This is a genomic window from Cupriavidus sp. FW305-27, assembly GCF_058787995.1.
Map to the genome: position 1 here is coordinate 98056 of NZ_JBYTAG010000013.1, position 16817 is coordinate 114872.

14 protein-coding genes are annotated in these 16817 nt (G+C 67.8%); 8 read left to right on the forward strand and 6 right to left on the reverse strand.

Translation table 11 applies throughout. The features are described from left to right. Positions 1-98 precede the first annotated feature (98 nt). Both AC3WRI_RS08895 and AC3WRI_RS08900 read right to left on the reverse strand, forming a co-directional pair. The gene (locus AC3WRI_RS08895) at positions 99-1343 is read right to left on the reverse strand and encodes a CaiB/BaiF CoA transferase family protein (RefSeq protein ID WP_492293131.1); all 1245 of its coding nucleotides are present in this window, start codon (positions 1341-1343) and stop codon (positions 99-101) included. Then, on the reverse strand, positions 1343-2257 hold the full coding sequence (locus AC3WRI_RS08900) for an SDR family NAD(P)-dependent oxidoreductase (protein ID WP_010813948.1): 915 nt from the start codon (positions 2255-2257) through the stop codon (positions 1343-1345). Before AC3WRI_RS08900 ends, AC3WRI_RS08895 begins: the two co-directional genes overlap by 1 nt. A gap of 190 nt (positions 2258-2447) precedes the next feature. On the opposite strand from AC3WRI_RS08900, the gene AC3WRI_RS08905 reads away from it, so the two are divergent. Next, on the forward strand, positions 2448-3350 hold the full coding sequence (locus AC3WRI_RS08905; RefSeq protein WP_010813949.1) for a LysR family transcriptional regulator: 903 nt from the start codon (positions 2448-2450) through the stop codon (positions 3348-3350). A gap of 21 nt (positions 3351-3371) precedes the next feature. On the opposite strand, the gene AC3WRI_RS08910 is transcribed toward AC3WRI_RS08905, so the two are convergent. Both AC3WRI_RS08910 and AC3WRI_RS08915 read right to left on the reverse strand, forming a co-directional pair. Further along, entirely contained in the window at positions 3372-3878 is a 507-nt protein-coding gene (locus tag AC3WRI_RS08910; protein ID WP_010813950.1) for a DUF2628 domain-containing protein, read from the reverse strand. Between the two features lie 196 nt (positions 3879-4074). Then, positions 4075-4542, reverse strand: a complete 468-nt coding sequence (locus AC3WRI_RS08915) for an MgtC/SapB family protein (protein ID WP_010813951.1) — start codon at positions 4540-4542, stop codon at positions 4075-4077. A gap of 502 nt (positions 4543-5044) precedes the next feature. Here AC3WRI_RS08915 and AC3WRI_RS08920 point away from each other — a divergent pair. From AC3WRI_RS08920 to AC3WRI_RS08940, 5 genes are all read left to right on the forward strand, one after another. Further along, a complete protein-coding gene (locus tag AC3WRI_RS08920) occupies positions 5045-6214 on the forward strand; it encodes an acyl-CoA dehydrogenase family protein (protein WP_010813952.1) in 1170 nt (389 codons plus the stop codon). Positions 6215-6222: 8 nt separating this feature from the next. Continuing rightward, positions 6223-7422 (forward strand): CaiB/BaiF CoA transferase family protein, encoded by a 1200-nt coding sequence (locus AC3WRI_RS08925; protein WP_454750729.1) that lies wholly within the window; start codon positions 6223-6225, stop codon positions 7420-7422. 75 nt (positions 7423-7497) lie between these two features. Next, positions 7498-8880 (forward strand): MmgE/PrpD family protein, encoded by a 1383-nt coding sequence (locus tag AC3WRI_RS08930; RefSeq protein ID WP_492293133.1) that lies wholly within the window; start codon positions 7498-7500, stop codon positions 8878-8880. Positions 8881-8890: 10 nt separating this feature from the next. Beyond that, a complete protein-coding gene (locus AC3WRI_RS08935; RefSeq protein ID WP_058697838.1) occupies positions 8891-9715 on the forward strand; it encodes an HpcH/HpaI aldolase/citrate lyase family protein in 825 nt (274 codons plus the stop codon). 42 nt (positions 9716-9757) lie between these two features. Next, positions 9758-10624 (forward strand): HTD2 family dehydratase, encoded by an 867-nt coding sequence (locus AC3WRI_RS08940; protein WP_010813956.1) that lies wholly within the window; start codon positions 9758-9760, stop codon positions 10622-10624. A 908-nt stretch (positions 10625-11532) separates the two neighbouring features. Here AC3WRI_RS08940 and AC3WRI_RS08945 read toward each other — a convergent pair. Together AC3WRI_RS08945 and AC3WRI_RS08950 are read right to left on the reverse strand one after the other, a co-directional pair. Continuing rightward, the gene (locus AC3WRI_RS08945; protein WP_010813957.1) at positions 11533-12504 is read right to left on the reverse strand and encodes a Bug family tripartite tricarboxylate transporter substrate binding protein; all 972 of its coding nucleotides are present in this window, start codon (positions 12502-12504) and stop codon (positions 11533-11535) included. Positions 12505-12561: 57 nt separating this feature from the next. Then, positions 12562-14082 carry a class I adenylate-forming enzyme family protein gene (locus tag AC3WRI_RS08950; protein WP_492293136.1) on the reverse strand — a complete coding sequence of 507 codons (1521 nt, stop codon included), beginning with the start codon at positions 14080-14082 and terminating at the stop codon, positions 12562-12564. Between the two features lie 344 nt (positions 14083-14426). Between AC3WRI_RS08950 and AC3WRI_RS08955 the strand changes: the two genes are divergently transcribed. After that, the gene (locus AC3WRI_RS08955; protein WP_010813959.1) at positions 14427-15620 is read left to right on the forward strand and encodes an acyl-CoA dehydrogenase family protein; all 1194 of its coding nucleotides are present in this window, start codon (positions 14427-14429) and stop codon (positions 15618-15620) included. Between the two features lie 13 nt (positions 15621-15633). Further along, positions 15634-16761, forward strand: a complete 1128-nt coding sequence (locus AC3WRI_RS08960) for an acyl-CoA dehydrogenase family protein (RefSeq protein ID WP_062804632.1) — start codon at positions 15634-15636, stop codon at positions 16759-16761. Positions 16762-16817 lie beyond the last annotated feature (56 nt).

The following is a 16817-nucleotide window of genomic DNA, read 5'->3' on the forward strand; positions in this document are numbered from 1 at the left end:
AGACAGCCTAGGCGATGGGGGGACTTTGTGCAGAGGCCTGGTGATCCGCCCGGAAGCAGGCAGTGCCCGGCAGTTGCCTGCCAGGCATCCGTCACCAATCAGACCACGCCTTGCTCGCGCAGCCTGGCGATGCGCTCGGCCGACATACCCAGCACCGATTCCAGCACCTGTTCGGTATGCTCGCCCAGCCGCGGCGGCGGTGCGTCGTATTGCACCGGGGTTGCCGACAGCCGCAACGGGCTCTTGACGGTCGGGCACAGGCTGCCGTCGTCGCGCACCAGGTCGACCTGCAGCTCGCGATGCCGCACCTGCGGGTCTTCCAGCACCTGGCCGTAGTCGTTGATCGGCCCGCACGGGATGCCCTGCGCTTCCAGCGCCTGCACCCAGTGCGCCGTCGGCCGCGTGCGCATATGCGCCTCGAGCAGCGGCACCAGCGTGTCGCGATGGATGATGCGGCCGGGGCCGGTGGCAAAGCGCTCGTCGGCGGCCAGGTCGGGACGCTCGACGCCGCGGCAATACGCCTGCCACTGCCCGTCGTTACCGGCCGCCACGATCATGTAGCCGTCGGCGGTGGCGAACACATGGTAGGGCACCATATTGGCGTGCGCATTGCCGTAGCGCGGCATGGCCTTGCCGGTCACGCGCTGGGCGATGATCGGCGTGGCGCCGACCGCCACCACCGCATCGAGCAGCGCCATGTCGATATGCTGGCCCTCGCCGGTGCGCTCGGCATGGCGCAACGCGGCCAGCACGGCCACGGTGGCATACATGCCGGTAAGCATGTCGACCACCGCCACGCCCACCTTCTGCGGCCCGCCGCCGGGCAGGTCGTCGCGCTCGCCGGTGACGCTCATCAGGCCGCCCAGGCCCTGGAAGATGAAGTCATAGCCGGGCTTGTGCGCGCTCGGCCCGGTCTGGCCGTAGCCCGTGATCGAGCAGTAGACGATGGACGGGTTGACCGCCTTGAGGCTGTCATAGTCCAGCCCGTAGCGCTTCAGGTCGCCGACCTTGTAGTTCTCCAGCACGATCTGCGACTTGGCCACCAGTTCGCGCACAATCTCCTGCCCTTGCGGGCTGGCGATATCGAGCGTCACCGACTGCTTGCCGCGGTTGGCGCCGGCAAAGTAGGTGGCGTCGCGCGACGGCTGCCCGTCCGCACCGGGCAGCCAGGGCGGCCCCCACGAACGGGTGTCGTCGCCCGCGCCGGGCCGCTCCACCTTGATGACTTCGGCGCCCAGGTCCGCCAGGTTCTGCGCGCACCAGGGACCGGCCAGGATGCGCGACAGGTCCAGCACCCGCACGCCGGCAAGCGCGCCGTGCGCCGCGGCCTGGCTGCCCGCCATCAGATCGGGTCCCAGCTGATCACATCGGGCGAACGCTCCAGCTTGAAGAAGCTGTTGCGCATCGCCGGCATGGCGATCTCGCCCACGGTTTCAGGCGTCCAGCCATCGCTCATGTGCACCGAGCGCACCGGGCGCGGCTGGCTCATCAGGATGATCTCGTTGGCACGCACCGCGAAGATCTGGCCGTTGACTTCGCTGGCGGCCGGGCTGGCAAGGTAGACCGCCACCGGCGCGATCTTGCCGGCTTCCATCTTCTGCAGCTTGGCCACGCGCGCTTTCTCTTCCGGCGTTTCGGCCGGGATCGAGCTGGTCATGCGGCTCCAGGCGAACGGCGCGATGCAGTTCGAGCGCACATTGAAGCGCTGCATGTCCAGCGCGATCGACTTGGACAGCGCGGCAATGCCCAGCTTGGCCGCCGAGTAGTTGGCCTGGCCCAGGTTGCCGATCAGGCCCGAGGTCGAGGTCATGTGCACGTAGGCGCCGCTCTCCTGGTCCTTGAAGTAGCTGGCCGCGGCGCGGCTGACGAAGAAGGTGCCGTGCAGGTGCACGTCGATCACCGAGCGCCATTCTTCTTCATTCATCTTGAAGAACATGCGGTCGCGCAGGTTGCCGGCGTTGTTGACCACGGCGTCGATGCGGCCGAAGTTGTCCAGCGCGCATTGCACGATGGCATTGGCGCCGTTCCAGGTCGACACGCTGTCGGTATTGGCCACGGCCTCGCCGCCGGCGGCGCGGATTTCCTCCACCACGCGCTGAGCGGGGCCGGCGTCGCCGCCCTCGCCGGTCATCGACACGCCGAGGTCGTTGACCACCACCTTGGCGCCGGCGGCGGCCAGTGCCAGCGCAATGCCGCGCCCGATTCCACCACCTGCGCCCGTCACCAGCGCGACCTTGCCTGCCATCAAACCGCTCATTGCGTTGCTCCTCTGAATACTTTTTGTGCGGTCACCGACCGCAAACCCGGCGAAACACCCCTGCGCCGCGGGCATTCGCCCGCCGGTGCGGTCAATCCGGATGTCCACGCCGCAGTGGATACGATAAATTGACGGCCGAGACTTTGGAATTCACGAATCACAAAACTGGCCTTTGGCCTGACGGAAGCCCATGCATTACGACCTGACCGACCTCCGCCTCTTCCTGAACGTTGGCGAGACGGAGAACCTGACCCGCGCGGCCGAACGCAGCTTCCTGTCGCTGCCCGCGGCCAGCACCCGGATCAAGCAACTGGAAGAGGCGTTCCAGACACAATTGCTGATCCGCCAGGTCAAGGGGGTGCGCCTGACGCCGGCGGGCGATGCGCTGCTGCGCCACGCGCGCGAGGTCTTCCGCGAACTGGAATGCCTGCACGCCGACCTGCGGCCCTATGCCAAGGGCGTCAAGGGCCGGGTGCGGCTGCTGGCCAACACCACCGCCACCAACTCGTTCCTGGCCACCGGCGTATCGCGCTTCCTGAGCGAGAACCCGGACGTGGACATCGAGCTGGAAGAGCACCTGTCGCAGGAAATCGTCTCGGCCATCAGCGCCGGCGCCGCCGACCTGGGCATCGTGGCCGGTGAAGTCGCCACCCAGGACCTGGACGCGATGCATCTGTGCAGCGATGAGCTGATCGTGATCGCCCCCGTCAACCACCCGCTGCCGGCCTTCAAGCGGCTGCATTTCGCCGACCTGCTCGATACCTGCCGCTTTGTCGGCCTGAACCAGTTCAGCGCGATCCAGTCGTTCCTGGACCGCATCGCCGGCGGCATGGGCAAGCGCATCAGCCTGCGCATCCAGGTGGGCAGCTTCGATGCCGTATGCCGCATGGTCGAGGCCGGCGCGGGCATCGCCATCGTGCCCAACAGCTGCGCGCGCCGCTACGCCAGCCGCAAGGTGCTGCGCTTTATCCAGCTGGAAGACGAATGGGCCAAGCGCGAGCTGCGCCTGGTGCGCCGCCCGGGGCGCGAACTGCCCCAGTTTGCCGAAACCCTGATCCAGTACCTGGTCGACGCGGCGCGCGAGCCCGTGTAAATCAGGGAAGCCGCCGACCGTTCAGCCGGCGGCCAGCCCGCCGCCCTGCACCACCAGCCCCGCCAGCGGGCTCAGCGACACCGCCATCACCACCAGCAGCAGGCCCATGGCGAACACACCGGGCCAGCTGGTGCGGCCACAGCGCGCCAGCGAGTCGTGCACCAGTTCCGGTGAGAAATGGTACTCGCGCAGGTGCCGGATGGTCGCCTCGGCATGCCAGCGGTAGATCTGGTTGCCATACATGCCCAGCAGCAGCGCCATGGCATACAGCATCGGCCGGACCGCCAGCGGCATCTTCAGCCCGAACAGCGCGTGCAGCACCGGTTCGGCGCAGACGATCAGCGCATAGACCCCCACCTGCCAGTACATGCGCCGGTAGGCCATCCAGAACGGCCCCAGCAGGCACGCCGCCCAGTTCCACGACATGCCGCCGCGTGCCTCTGCCAGGGACCAGCGCTGGCTGTAGTACGCATAACGCGGCCCCACGAATGCGGCCAGCGCCGCATCGTCACGGATCGATGATTTCATGGCTGCCTCCCCCTGCTCTGCCACGGCCGCGCCTGTGGATCGCGGCGCAACCTGTGCCACAGCATAGGGCGCAGCGCGCGCGGGCAGCGTGCGCTGGCGCGCATTACTGTGGGAAATGACGCAAATTGGCGGGCAAGCGAACAGACCGGCGCACGCCGGGCGGCACGGCGTGCCGGATGCACCGGGCGCGGGTGCGCTATTTCCAGCGCTGCAGGACCTGCAGGATGACCAGCGTGAAAATGGTGGCGATCACCGCGGTGGTATCGCGACCCAGGCCGGCAGCCACGCCGATGGCCGCGACCATCCAGATGCTGGCCGCGGTGGTCAGGCCCTGGATGTGAGCTTCGTCGCTGTGCTTCAGGATCGCGCCGGCGCCAAGGAAGCCGATGCCGGCAATCAGCCCCTGCAGCACGCGGCTGATGTCGGCCAGCGGCGTCCCTGCCTGCAGCGGCACCAGCACGAACAGCGCCGAGCCCAGCGCCACCAGCATATGGGTGCGCAGCCCCGCTGCCTTGCCGGAGGCCTCGCGCTGATAGCCGATCAGGCCGCCCAGCAACACTGCCATGAACAGGCGTGCCAGGATGCGGGTGGCCTCGCCAGCGTCCGGCACATCGGCGAACTCGGCGCGCAAGACACTGTAGATCTCGGACCAGACCCCGTCCATGGCTCGTCTCCGGGTGCTTGGGTACAGACCTGAGCGTAGCACGGGATGGCCTGCCGGCAACCGGGCCGGCGGGCCCCAAGGCGCTCGCGCCACACCGCGCGGGCCGTCCGCCAGGCGCTTGCGGCTGCGTCCTACACCGCAAGCGGAAGCTCGCCGACAGTGCCGCCATGACGGCATTCCTATATTGGAATCACCGATTACCGTCATCGACAGGAGTTGCACCATGCCCTATATCCTTGCCTGGCTACTTGGCGTCCCGGCCTTCATCCTGGTCCTGATCTGGCTCTTCATGCACTGATTCCCAGGCCCGGCCTGCCAGCCATCCCCGCGCAAGAGGCCGCTGCGCCGGCCTCTTGCGCAACTGCGGGCGCCCCGGCGCCGCATGCAGCTTCCGGCCCCCCCCCGCTTCCGGCCCACCTAAGCCGCTCTTTCGCAAATCCGAATTTCAGCGTGCCGGGGGCTCGGGAATAATGGCCCCATTCAATCCGAGCGGGGCTACCCCATGCACGCACATCAGGATCCAGACCAGCTCTACCCCGAAATCCGCGAAGCGGTGCGCGACCTCTGTGCCGGCTTCGATTCGGCGTACTGGCAACGGGTGGAAGAGCAGAACGCCTTTCCTGAGACCTTTGTCCAGGCTCTGACCCAGGCGGGCTGGCTGTCAGCGCTGATCCCCGAAGCCTATGGCGGCTCGGGCCTGTCGCTGACAGCCGCCTCGGTCATCATGGAGGAAATCAACCGCAGCGGCGGCAATTCCGGCGCCTGCCACGGCCAGATGTACGTAATGGGCTGCCTGCTGCGCCACGGCTCGGAAGCGCAGAAACAGCGCTGGCTGCCGGGCATCGCCTCGGGCGAGCTGCGCATGCAGTCGATGGCCGTGACCGAGCCCACCACCGGCACCGACACCACCAAGCTCAAGACCACCGCGGTGCGCCAGGGCGACAAGTACATCGTCAATGGCCAGAAGGTATGGATTTCGCGCGTGCAGCATTCGGACCTGATGCTGCTGCTGGCACGCACCACGCCGCTGGACCAGGTCAAGCGCAAGTCCGAGGGCCTGTCGGTGTTTGTGGTGGACCTGCGTGATGCCATCGGCAAGGGCCTGACGGTCAAGCCGATCCGCAACATGGTCAACCACGAGACCAACGAGCTGTTTTTCGACAACCTCGAAGTCCCCGCCGGAAACCTGATCGGCGAGGAAGGCAAGGGCCTGAAGTACATCCTTGATGGCCTCAACGCCGAGCGCATCCTGATCGCCGCCGAGTGCATCGGCGACGGCTACTGGTTTGTCGAGCGCGCCAGCAACTATGCGCGCGACCGCATCGTGTTCGACCGCCCCATCGGCCAGAACCAGGCCGTGCAGTTCCCGATCGCGCGCTCCTACATCAATGTCGAGGCCGCCAGCTTGATGCGCTACAAGGCCGCGCAATTGTTCGACGCCGGCAAGCCATGCGGCAAGGAAGCCAATATCTCCAAGCTGCTGGCCGCCGACGCGTCGTGGGAAGCGGCCAACGTCTGCCTGCAGACGCACGGCGGCTTCGGCTTTGCCGCCGAGTACGACATCGAACGCAAATTCCGCGAGACGCGCCTGTACCAGGTGGCGCCGATCTCGACCAACCTGATCCTGTCCTACGTGGCCGAGCATGTGCTCGAGCTGCCGCGTTCGTTCTAAGGCCCTACATGTCCCATTCCCCCAAAGGCATCCGTCCGCTCGACGGCATCCACGTGGTCTCGCTCGAGCACGCCGTGGCCGCTCCCTTCGCCACGCGCCAGCTGGCCGACCTGGGCGCGCGCGTGATCAAGGTCGAGCGCCCCGGCGCGGGCGACTTTGCCCGCGGCTATGACGAGACCGTGCATGGCCAGGCCTCGCACTTCGTCTGGCTCAACCGCGGCAAGGAAAGCCTGACGCTGGACCTGAAGCAGGAAGCCGCGCAGAAGGTGCTGCACCAGTTGCTGGCCGATGCCGACGTGCTGGTGCAGAACCTGGCCCCCGGCGCCGCCGCGCGCATGGGCCTGGACTTCGACACCCTGCACGCCCGCTACGGCAAGCTGATCGTGTGCGATATCTCGGGCTATGGCGATGCCGGCCCCTATCGCGACAAGAAGGCCTATGACCTGCTGATCCAGGCCGCCGCCGGCCTGATCGGCATCACCGGCGGCCCCGACGAGCCCTCGCGCGCGGGTATCTCGATTGCCGACATCGCCGCCGGCATGTACGCCTACACCGGCATCCTGTCGGCGCTGCTGCAGCGCGGGCGCACCGGCGAGGGCGTGCGCGTGGAAGTCACCATGCTCGAAGCACTGTCTGAATGGATGGGCTACGCACTCTACTTCGGCCACTACGGCGGCACGCCGCCGGCGCGCTTCGGCGCCTCGCACCCGGCCATCGCCCCGTACGGCGTGCACCGCACCGGCGACGGCGGCAGCGTGATCTTCGGCCTGCAGAACGAGCGCGAATGGCGTGCCTTCTGCGAGAAGGTGCTGGAGCAGCCCGAGCTGCTGCAGGACGAGCGCTTCGCCACCAACTCAGGCCGCGTCAAGAACCGCCCCGCGATGACCACAATCATCGAGCAGCGCTTTGCCGCGATGACCGTGTCGCAGGCGGAGGCGCTGCTTGACGCCGCCCAGATCGCCAACGCGCCGATGAACGATATCGAAGCCGTCTGGAACCACCCGCAGCTGGCCGCCCGCAACCGCTGGCGCGAAGTCGCGGTGCCCGGGGGCACCATCGGCGCACTGCTGCCGCCGGCCAACCTGTCGGGCGTGGAGCCGGTGATGGGCGATGTGCCCGCGCTGGGCGCGCACAGCCGCCAGATCCTGGCCGAGCTAGGCTACGCCGACAGCGACATCGCCGCGCTGGCGGACCAGCAGACCATCTGAGCCAATGCCGGCGCCCGGGAAGACCGGGCGCTTTTTCCTTTTCCCGCAAGCCCCTACTCAATCTCCGGAGCCGGCATGAGCCAACCCGCAGACAACACCTACCCGACCCGCCAGCTGTGCGACTTCCTGGCCGACCTCAAGCTGGCCGACGTGCCCGCGCCCGTGATCGAGCGCACCAAGGACCTGTTCCTGGACTGGATCGCCTCGGCCATCGCCGGCAAGGATGCCCCCGCCGTGCGCAAGCTGCAGGAGTTCGCCGCGGCCATGGGCCCGGCGCAAGGCGGCGCCGAAGTGCTGGTGGACCGCCGCCGCACCTCGCCCTACTTTGCCGCGCTGATCAACGGCGCCTCCTCGCACGTGGTCGAGCAGGACGACGTGCACAACAGCTCGGTGCTGCACCCCGCCGCGGTGGTGTTCCCTGCCGTGGTGGCAGCCGCGCAGGCCGAGGGCAAGACCGGCGCCGAAGTGCTGCTGGCTTCGATCGCCGGTTATGAGGCCGGCATCCGCATCGGCGAATTCATGGGCCGTTCGCACTACCGCGTGTTCCACACCACCGGCACGGTGGGCACGCTGGCCGCCGCCGCGGCTGTGGCCAAGCTCTACGGCCTGGATGCCGAAGGCATCAACCAGGCACTGGGCTCGGCCGGCACGCAGGCCGCGGGCCTGTGGGAATTCCTGCGCGACGCCGCCGACTCCAAGCAGCTGCATACCGCCAAGGCCGCGGCCGATGGACTGCAGTCAGCCTGGCTCGCGCGCGCCGGCTTCACCGGCGCGAAGCAGATCCTGGAAGGCGCACAGGGCATGGCCGCCGGCATGTCCAGCGATGCCAACCCCGCCTGCCTGACCGACGGCCTGGGCACGCGCTGGGCCACCGCCGAGACCTCGTTCAAGTTCTTCGCCTCATGCCGCCACACGCACCCGGCCGCCGATGCGCTCAAGGCTCTGATGCAGCGCGAAGGCATCGGCGCCGACCAGGTCGCCAGCGTCACCACGCACGTGCACCAGGGCGCCATCGACGTGCTCGGCCCGGTGGTCAACCCCACCACCATCCACCAGGCCAAGTTCTCGATGGGCACGGTGCTGGGGCTGGTGGCCGTGCACGGCCATGCGGGTCTGGGCGAGTTCGAGCAGCATGCGCTGCAGGACCCGAAGGTGACCGCCTTCCGCGGCAAGGTCGGCATGGAACTGGATGCCGAGATCAACGCCGCCTACCCTCGCCAGTGGATCGGCCGCGTTACCGTCACGACCACCGACGGCCGCACACTGGCGGCGCGGGTCGACGTGCCCAAGGGCGATCCCGACAACACCCTGTCGCGCCCGGAACTGGAAGCGAAGGCGCTGCAGCTGGGCGCGTTCCGCCACGGCGCGAGCGAGGCCGAGATGCGCGCCATCATCCAGCGCGTGTGGGCGCTGGAGCAGGCCCCGAACGTCAACGACTGGCTGCCCGCCGCAGGCTGAGGACCAAGACATGTCCACTGCAGTCACCTACCTGTTCGTGCCGGGCGACCGGCCGGAACGCTTCGACAAGGCCGCTGCCGCCGGCCCCGATGTGATGATCCTGGACCTCGAGGACGCGGTCCATCCGGACGCCAAGCCCGCCGCGCGCGCAGCCATCGCCGCGTGGCTGGCCGGACTGCCCGCGGCCAATGCCTTTGTCCGCATCAACGACAGCGCCTCGCCGTCCTTTGCCGCCGACCTGGCCTGGCTGCGCGCGCTGCCCCCGGGTACCGCGCTGGCAGGCCTGCTGGTGCCCAAGGCAGAAGATGCCGCCGCGCTGGCCACCATCGCGCAGGCCCTGCACGCGATCAACCCGCAGGGCGAACTGGTCGCGATCATCGAAACCGCGCTGGGCCTGCATCAGATCGACGCCGTGGCCACCGCCACCGGCGTGGCACGTCTTGCCTTCGGCTCGCTCGACTATGCGGTCGACCTGGGCTGCAGCCATACGCGCGATGCGCTCGCCTTTGCACGCGCGCGCATCGTGCTGGCCTCACGCGTGGCCGGGCTGCCGCCGCCGGTCGACGGCGTGACCACCGCACTGAAAGACGAAGCCGTGCTGGCCAGCGACGTTGCCTATGCGCGCGAACTCGGCTTTGCCGGCAAGCTCTGCATCCACCCGGCCCAGCTGGGCGCGGCGCGCGCAGGCTTCCTGCCCAGCCCCGAGCAGCTCGACTGGGCCCGCCGCGTGCTGGAAGCTACCGCCAGCGGCAGCCATGCAGTGCAGGTCGATGGCAAGATGGTCGACCGGCCCGTGATCGAGCAGGCCCGCCGGCTGCTGGCACTGGCGCAATAACCCGCCTTCCGGCCACTTTCACGCATTACAAGGCTTACTGTCATGACTGACGCCACTCCTGAACTCGAACGCCTGCGCGGCTGGATCGGCCGCAGCGAATCGCGCACCGAAACGCTGTCGCCGGAACCGGTGATCGGCCTCGCCGCCACCTTCGACCTCGACCCCGAGGCCGTCGCCGCCGGCCCGCTGCCGCCGCTGTGGCACTGGCTCTACTTCCTGCCGCGCGCGCCGCAGCGTGAACTGGGACGCGACGGCCATCCCACCCTCGGCGGCTTCATGCCGCCGGTGCCGCTGCCGCGCCGCATGTGGGCCGGCAGCGAACTGAGCTTCAGCCATCCGCTGCATATCGGCGATACCGTCACGCGCACCTCCACCATCAAGGACGTGCAGTACAAGACCGGGCGCACCGGTGAACTGTGGTTTGTCGCCGTCGATCACGAGCTGACCGTCAACGGCAAGACCGCGGTCAACGAGCGCCACGATATCGTCTACCGCGCCATGCCCGACCCGTCCAGGCCGCAGCCGCCGCGCCCGCGCCTGGAGCAGGCCGCGCAGTGGCAGCGCACGCTGCAGGCAGATCCGGTGATGCTGTTCCGCTACTCGGCACTGACCTTCAACGGCCACCGCATCCACTATGACCGCCAGTACACGCGCGAGGTCGAGGGCTACCCCGGCCTGGTGGTGCACGGGCCGATGCAGGCCATGCTGATGCTGGACCTGGTGGCGCGCGAGCAACCGCAGGCGCGCGTGCGCCGCTTTGGCTTCCGCGGCCTGGCGCCGCTGTTCGACCAGGACACCATCATCGTTGGCGGCGCGGCTGATCCGGCGCAGGCTGGGCGGCTGGTGCTGTGGACGGGGGACGATGCCGGCGGGCAGGCGATGCAGGGGTGGGCGGAAGTGGAAAGTTAAGAGCCTGAAGCCTTATCTGCTCCGCTGGTTTGCTCCCCTCTCCCGCTTGCGGGAGAGGGGGCACACAAACGGTCGGTCAAGTCCTGCGGTGCCCACAATTGACACCAGCGGGACCTGCCATCTCAGTGAATCAGCGACCGACCGCGATTGGTTACCCGACCATCGCCTCCTCAATTCCCTCCGCGACTTCTTCTACCCTGTCGGCCAGCAATCCAAGGGAGGCCCGGCAGAGCGCTCGCAAGGCTCCAACGTAACCGGCTGCAAGGCTACGCTCCCCTCTTCCTGTGCGTCACATTCGCTGTGCGTAACCAACGTCAGTACGCAGGCCGTGCCTCGCGCAACCGCATCGGCTTGATCCAAGAGATTCAATAGCAAGAGTTGCCGAGGAACAGGCAGCGCGTCCTCACGCGCTGCGCGGCGGGTTTCGGGACTGAACCGCGAAAGGGAATCATCGAGTCGGGGCGGGGTGAAGGCGTCGGGTTCAATGCCGGATTGGGACATTGCTGACCTCCATAGCGTAGAAGAGGAGGTAACGTTGATCGGGTTCTCACTCCCGGCTCCTGCTGTATTAGCAGCCCATCCAGTCTAGAGAACCCTGCCGTTCACAATCAAGGCGCAGATTGTGAAGGATCGATACGCTAAGTTGAGCGTCAGTTGCCGACATCCACAGAGCGGAGAACTCCACGCCTTGGCGAAGGCACGCATCACGGCTCACAGGCGATGCCTTGATGGCATTCAAGAAGGTATTTCGGCAGATTTGTGGTGGTGGCTCTTGGAGAGGCCCCGGTTTCGCCCCTAAAGGGGCGAGTCGCTTTCTGTCGCTCGGACAGAAAGTGACCCGCCCAGCAGGGCGGAACAGGGCCGTCGACCTACAACAACATCGAACCAGCCCCCAAGCCCCTCCCCCCTCAATCCGCCTGAATCTTCGCCGCCTTCACCACCCCACCCCAAAGCGCCAGCTCCCGCTGAATCCGATCTCCCAGCGCCTTCGGCGTGCTGATATTCACGTCATACCCCCCAGCCGTCATCCGTTGCCGGAAAGCAGCATCCTCCCCAACCGCCTTCTGCGCCTTGACCAGCTTGTCGACCACATCAGCCGGCAGCTTCTGCGGCCCCACCAGCGCATACCAGCCGGTCAGGTCATAGTCCTTCTGCCCCGACTCGATCATGGTCGGCACGTTCGGCAGCGCCGGGTTGCGGGTCTTCGACGTGACCGCCAGCGCCCGCACCTTGCCGCCATTGATATGCCCGATGGCCGTGCCGGTAATATCGAACATGAACGTGACCTTGCCGCTCATCACGTCAGCCATGGCCGGCGCATTGCCCTTGTACGGCACATGCAGCATCTTCACGCTGTTCATTTGAGCCAGCAATTCCGCGGACAGGTGGTTCGATGCCCCAATGCCGGCCGAGCCGAACGAGACCCCCTCAGGATGCTTGCGCGCATAGTCGACCAGCTCGCCCACGTTCTTCGCCGGGAAGTCCTTGTTCACCAGCAGCACGTTGGTGTAATCGGTGATCAGGCCGATGTAGGTAAAGTCCTTGACCGGATTGAAATTGACCGAGTGCTGGATCAGCGGCGTCATGGTCATGGTCGGGCTGGCGACGAAATACAGCGTGTAGCCGTCCGGCGCCGCCTTGGCGGTCATGTCGGCGGCGATCGCGCCGCTGGCGCCCGCGCGGTTATCCACCACCACCGGCTGCTTGAGCACGCGCCCGAGTTGCTCGGCATAGATGCGCGCGGCTGTGTCGACCGGGCCGCCGGGCGCGTAACCCACCAGCAGCTTGATCGGCCGCGACGGGTAGGCGTCGGCGGCCCACGCCGCGCCCTGCAGCAGCAGCGTGGCGGTCAGGGCTGCCAGTGTCGTCCATGTCTTCATTATTGTCTCCTCCAGGTATGGCTGATATTGCCCGGGGCCGGCGGGCCCGGCGGGCGCTTAATCGAGCATGGCGCGCAGCGGCTGCTTGAGCAGCTTGCCGCTCGCCGTGGTCGGAATCACGTCGACGGTGCGGACCTCGGCCGGGCGCTTGTACGGGGCCAGGCTCTCGCGCAGGTAGGTGTCCAGCGCCTTGCGGTCAAGCTCGGCGCCGTCCTGCATTTCAATGAAGGCCACCACTTCCTCGTTGCCGTCGCCGGTGGTGCGTCCGACCACGGCCGACTGGCGCACGCCCGGGAAGGCATTGATCACAGACTCGACCTCGATCGGGTAGACGTTGAAGCCGGAGCGGATGATCAGGTCCTTGGAGCGGCCGGAGATAAACAGCGCGCCGTCGGCATCCAGGTAGCCCAGGTCGCCGGTATTGAGCCAGCCGCCGGGCAGCAGCGCCTCGGCGGTCTGCTCGGGGTTGCGGTAGTAGCCCAGCATCACGCCCGGGCCGCGCACGCGGATCTGGCCGCGCTCGCCGGCGGGAAGCAGCTTGCCTTCGGCATCGGTGATCTCGATCTCGACGCCTTCGACGATATAGCCGGCCGAGCAGTCGGCGCGCGGGGCTTCCATGCGCGTGATGAAGAGCGAGCCGGCGTATTCGGTGATGCCGTAGCCATGGTGCAGCGCCTGGCCGAACAGGGTTTCGACCTCGCGCTTGAGCGTGGGGTCCAGCGGCGCGCCGCCGGTATAGAGGTAGCGCAGGCGCGGATAGGCGCCGGGCTTCGCGCCGACGGTGGGCGCCACCGCCATGATGCGCGTGAACATGGTCGGCACGCCCTGCAGGATGGTGACGCCGGGCGATGCCAGCGACTCGAACACTTCATTGGCGTCGAAGCGCGGGCGCAGGAACAGGCTGGCGCCCGCATACAGCGTGGCCATCAGCACCGTGGCAATGCCGAAGATATGCGACATCGGCAAGGCGCCGTAGGCCACGTCGGCCGGGCCCATGTCGCGCGAGGTGGCAGAGATGCGCGCAAACTGGGTCAGGCCCGCATGCGGCACCATCACGCCCTTGGGCGCGCCGGTGGTGCCGGAGGTATAGATCAGCGTGGCGACGCTGCGGGCCAGCCCGGCCGGCTCGCGCTGCGGCGCGGTGGCCGCGCGCACCACCCGCATGCCAGCGTCGAACACCGCGCAGCCGGTGGCCTGTGCGCCCAGCCGCTCGCCGTGCGCCGCGGCCACGTCGGAGACATGGCCGGTGAACAGCACCAGCGCCGGCTGCGCATGATCGCGGATATTGTCGATCTCGCGCGCGGACAGGCGCGCATTGACCTGGATCGGCCAGGCATGCAGCAGGCTGCTGGCGAACAGCGTGACCACCATCTCGTTGCAGTTCTCGCCGACCACCATCACGCGGTCGCCCTCGCCCACGCCCCGCGCCGCCAGCCAGTCGCGGGCGGCCTCGATGCGCCGCCACAGCTCGCCGTAGCTGATGACGGCGCCGTTCTCGTGCAGGCACGGCGCGTCGGGCGTCTGCGCGGCCCAGTAGCGGGGGATGTCGTGGATGTATTCGGGGCGGAAGGAAGACATGGTGCTGGTGGGTCTCTCGATGCAGGCTGACTCGGATATGCGGCGGAATACACCCGGCCACATGAAACTGGCTGCATCAGTTTGCTGCAAGCCCCGTGCCGCAGCCATTTGGAATTCACTAAGGCCGTGTTCGTCAACGCCACTGGCCAGCCGCAGTTCGCCCCGCCACCACCCGGCGCAGGTGGTTCCGCCTCCACGAAGGACGGCTTTATCATTGATGAAGCAAAGAATCGCGCCCGGCCCCTACAATCGGCCGGCACAGTGAGGGCCGCCGCTTTGACGCACTGCACAACCAGACAGGGCAAGAAGCGCCGCGCGGCCCGCGTACCACAGGGGACATTCAGATGGATTTGCGTTTCACCGCCGAGGAACAGGCCTTCCGCGAGGAGGTCCGCGCATTCGCGCAGGCCAGCCTGCCGGAAGACATCCGCAACAAGGTTCTCAACCACCAGCGCGTGGAAAAGGACGACTACATCCGCTGGCACCGCATCCTGCAGGCGCGCGGCTGGGGTGCGCCGACCTGGCCCAGGCAATGGGGCGGCACCGGCTGGACCGCGCTGCAGCGCCTGATCTTCGAGATCGAGACCTTCCGCGCCGGCGCGCCGCGCCTGCTGCCGTTCGGCCTGACCATGATCGGGCCGGTGCTGATGAAGTACGCCAGCCCCGAGATGCAGCAGCGCTTCCTGCCGCGCATCCCCAATATCGACGACTTCTGGTGCCAGGGCTACTCCGAGCCGGGCTCGGGTTCCGACCTGGCCTCGCTGAAGACGCGCGCGGTGCGCAAGGGCGACAAGTACATCGTCAACGGCCAGAAGACCTGGACCACCATGGCCCACTTTGCCGACTGGATCTTCTGCCTGGTGCGCACCGACCCGGAGGCCAAGGCCCAGGAAGGCATCTCGATGCTGCTGATCGACATGAAGTCGCCCGGCGTGACGGTGCGCCCGATCAAGACGCTCGACGGCGGCCATGACGTCAACGAGACCTGGTTCGAAGACGTGGAAGTGCCGGTCGGGAACCTGGTCGGCGAAGAGAACCGCGCCTGGACCTATGCCAAGTACCTGCTCGGCCATGAGCGCACCGGCATTGCCGGCATCGGCCACTGCCACCGCGAGCTGCGCCTGCTCAAGCACTACGCCAGCCAGGCCACCGACGGCGCCGGCCGCCCGCTGATCGAAGACGTGCGCATGCGCGACAAGATCGCCCGCGTCGAGATGGACATCATGGCGCTGGAAATGCTGCTGCTTCGCGTCGCCACGCAGGCCGCCGGCACCCCCGGCCCCGAGGCCTCGATCGTCAAGATCCGCGGCTCCGAGGTGCAGCAGGACCTGGGCATGCTGATGATGGAAGTGGCCGGCCCCAACGCCTGGCCGTATTCGCCGGACTGGCTTGAGCCGGGCGCGACGCAGCCGGTGGCGGGCCCCGACTGGGCCGCCCCTGCCGCCTCCACCTACTACGACATGCGCAAGACCTCGATCTACGGCGGCGCGACCGAAGTGCAGAAGAACATCATCTCCAAGATGATCCTGGGTTTCTGAAGGGATAGCTGACATGGACTTCACCTACAGCGAAGAGCAACAGATGCTGGCGGACAGCCTGCGTCGCTTCATCGATACCGAATACACCTTCGAGGCCCGCCGCAAGAGCGCGCGCGCAGGCGAGAGCCTGGATCGCGGCGTGTGGAACAAGCTCGCTGAAATGGGCGTGCTGGGCCTGACCGTGCCGGCCGACTTCGGCGGCTTCGGCGAAGGCCCCGCCAGCCAGCTGGTGGTGCAGCGCGAACTGGGCCGCGGCCTGGTGCTGGAGCCGGTCACGCCCAGCGGCGTGATGGCCGCGGCCATCCTGGCCGCCCACGGCAGCGCCGCGCAGAAGGAACAATGGCTGCCCGCGATCGCCTCGGGCGAGCGCATCGTCACGCTGGCCTACCTGGAGCCGACCACCCGCTACCGCCCGGAATCGGCCCGCGCCAGCGCCGAGCGCAGCGGCGACGGCTACGTGCTCAACGGCATCAAGAGCGTGGTCTGGCACGGCGCCGCCGCCGACGCCTACCTGCTGACCGCGCGCGTGGCCGGCAGCAATGAGATTGCGTTGTTCCTGGTGCCGCGCGACAGCAAGGGCCTGGGCGTCACCGCCTACCCGACCGTCGACGGCCTGCGCGCCGCCGACCTGTCGCTGCAGGACGTGACGGTGCCGGCCAACGCGCTGGTGGGCCAGCCCGCCGACGGCCTGGCCGCGCTGGGCGTGGGCCTTGAGCACGGCGTTGCCGCGCTGTGCGCCGAGGGCGCCGGCGCCATGGAAAAGCTGATCGAGATCACCGCCGAGTACCTGGGCACGCGCCAGCAGTTCGGCAAGCCGCTGGCCAGCTTCCAGGCACTGCAGCACCGCATGGCCGACATGCTGGTGCAGAAGGAGCTGGCACTGTCGATGGCCTACGTCGCAGTCCAGGCGCTGGACGAGGCCGATCCCGCCGCGCGCCGCCGCATGCTGTCCGCGGCCAAGGTGACGCTGGCCCGCGCCGGGCGCTTCGTCGGCCAGCAGGCCGTGCAGCTGCATGGCGGCATGGGCATGACCGATGAGCTGTCCGTGGGCGACTACTTCAAGCGCCTGACCATGCTGGACCAGTTGCTGGGCGACAGCGACTACCACCTGCAGCGCTTCGGCGAAGTGATGGAAGCCTGACCCTGGCTGCGGCCGCTGGCCGCATGCTGGCGCGCGAGGCCGGGCACTTGCCCGGC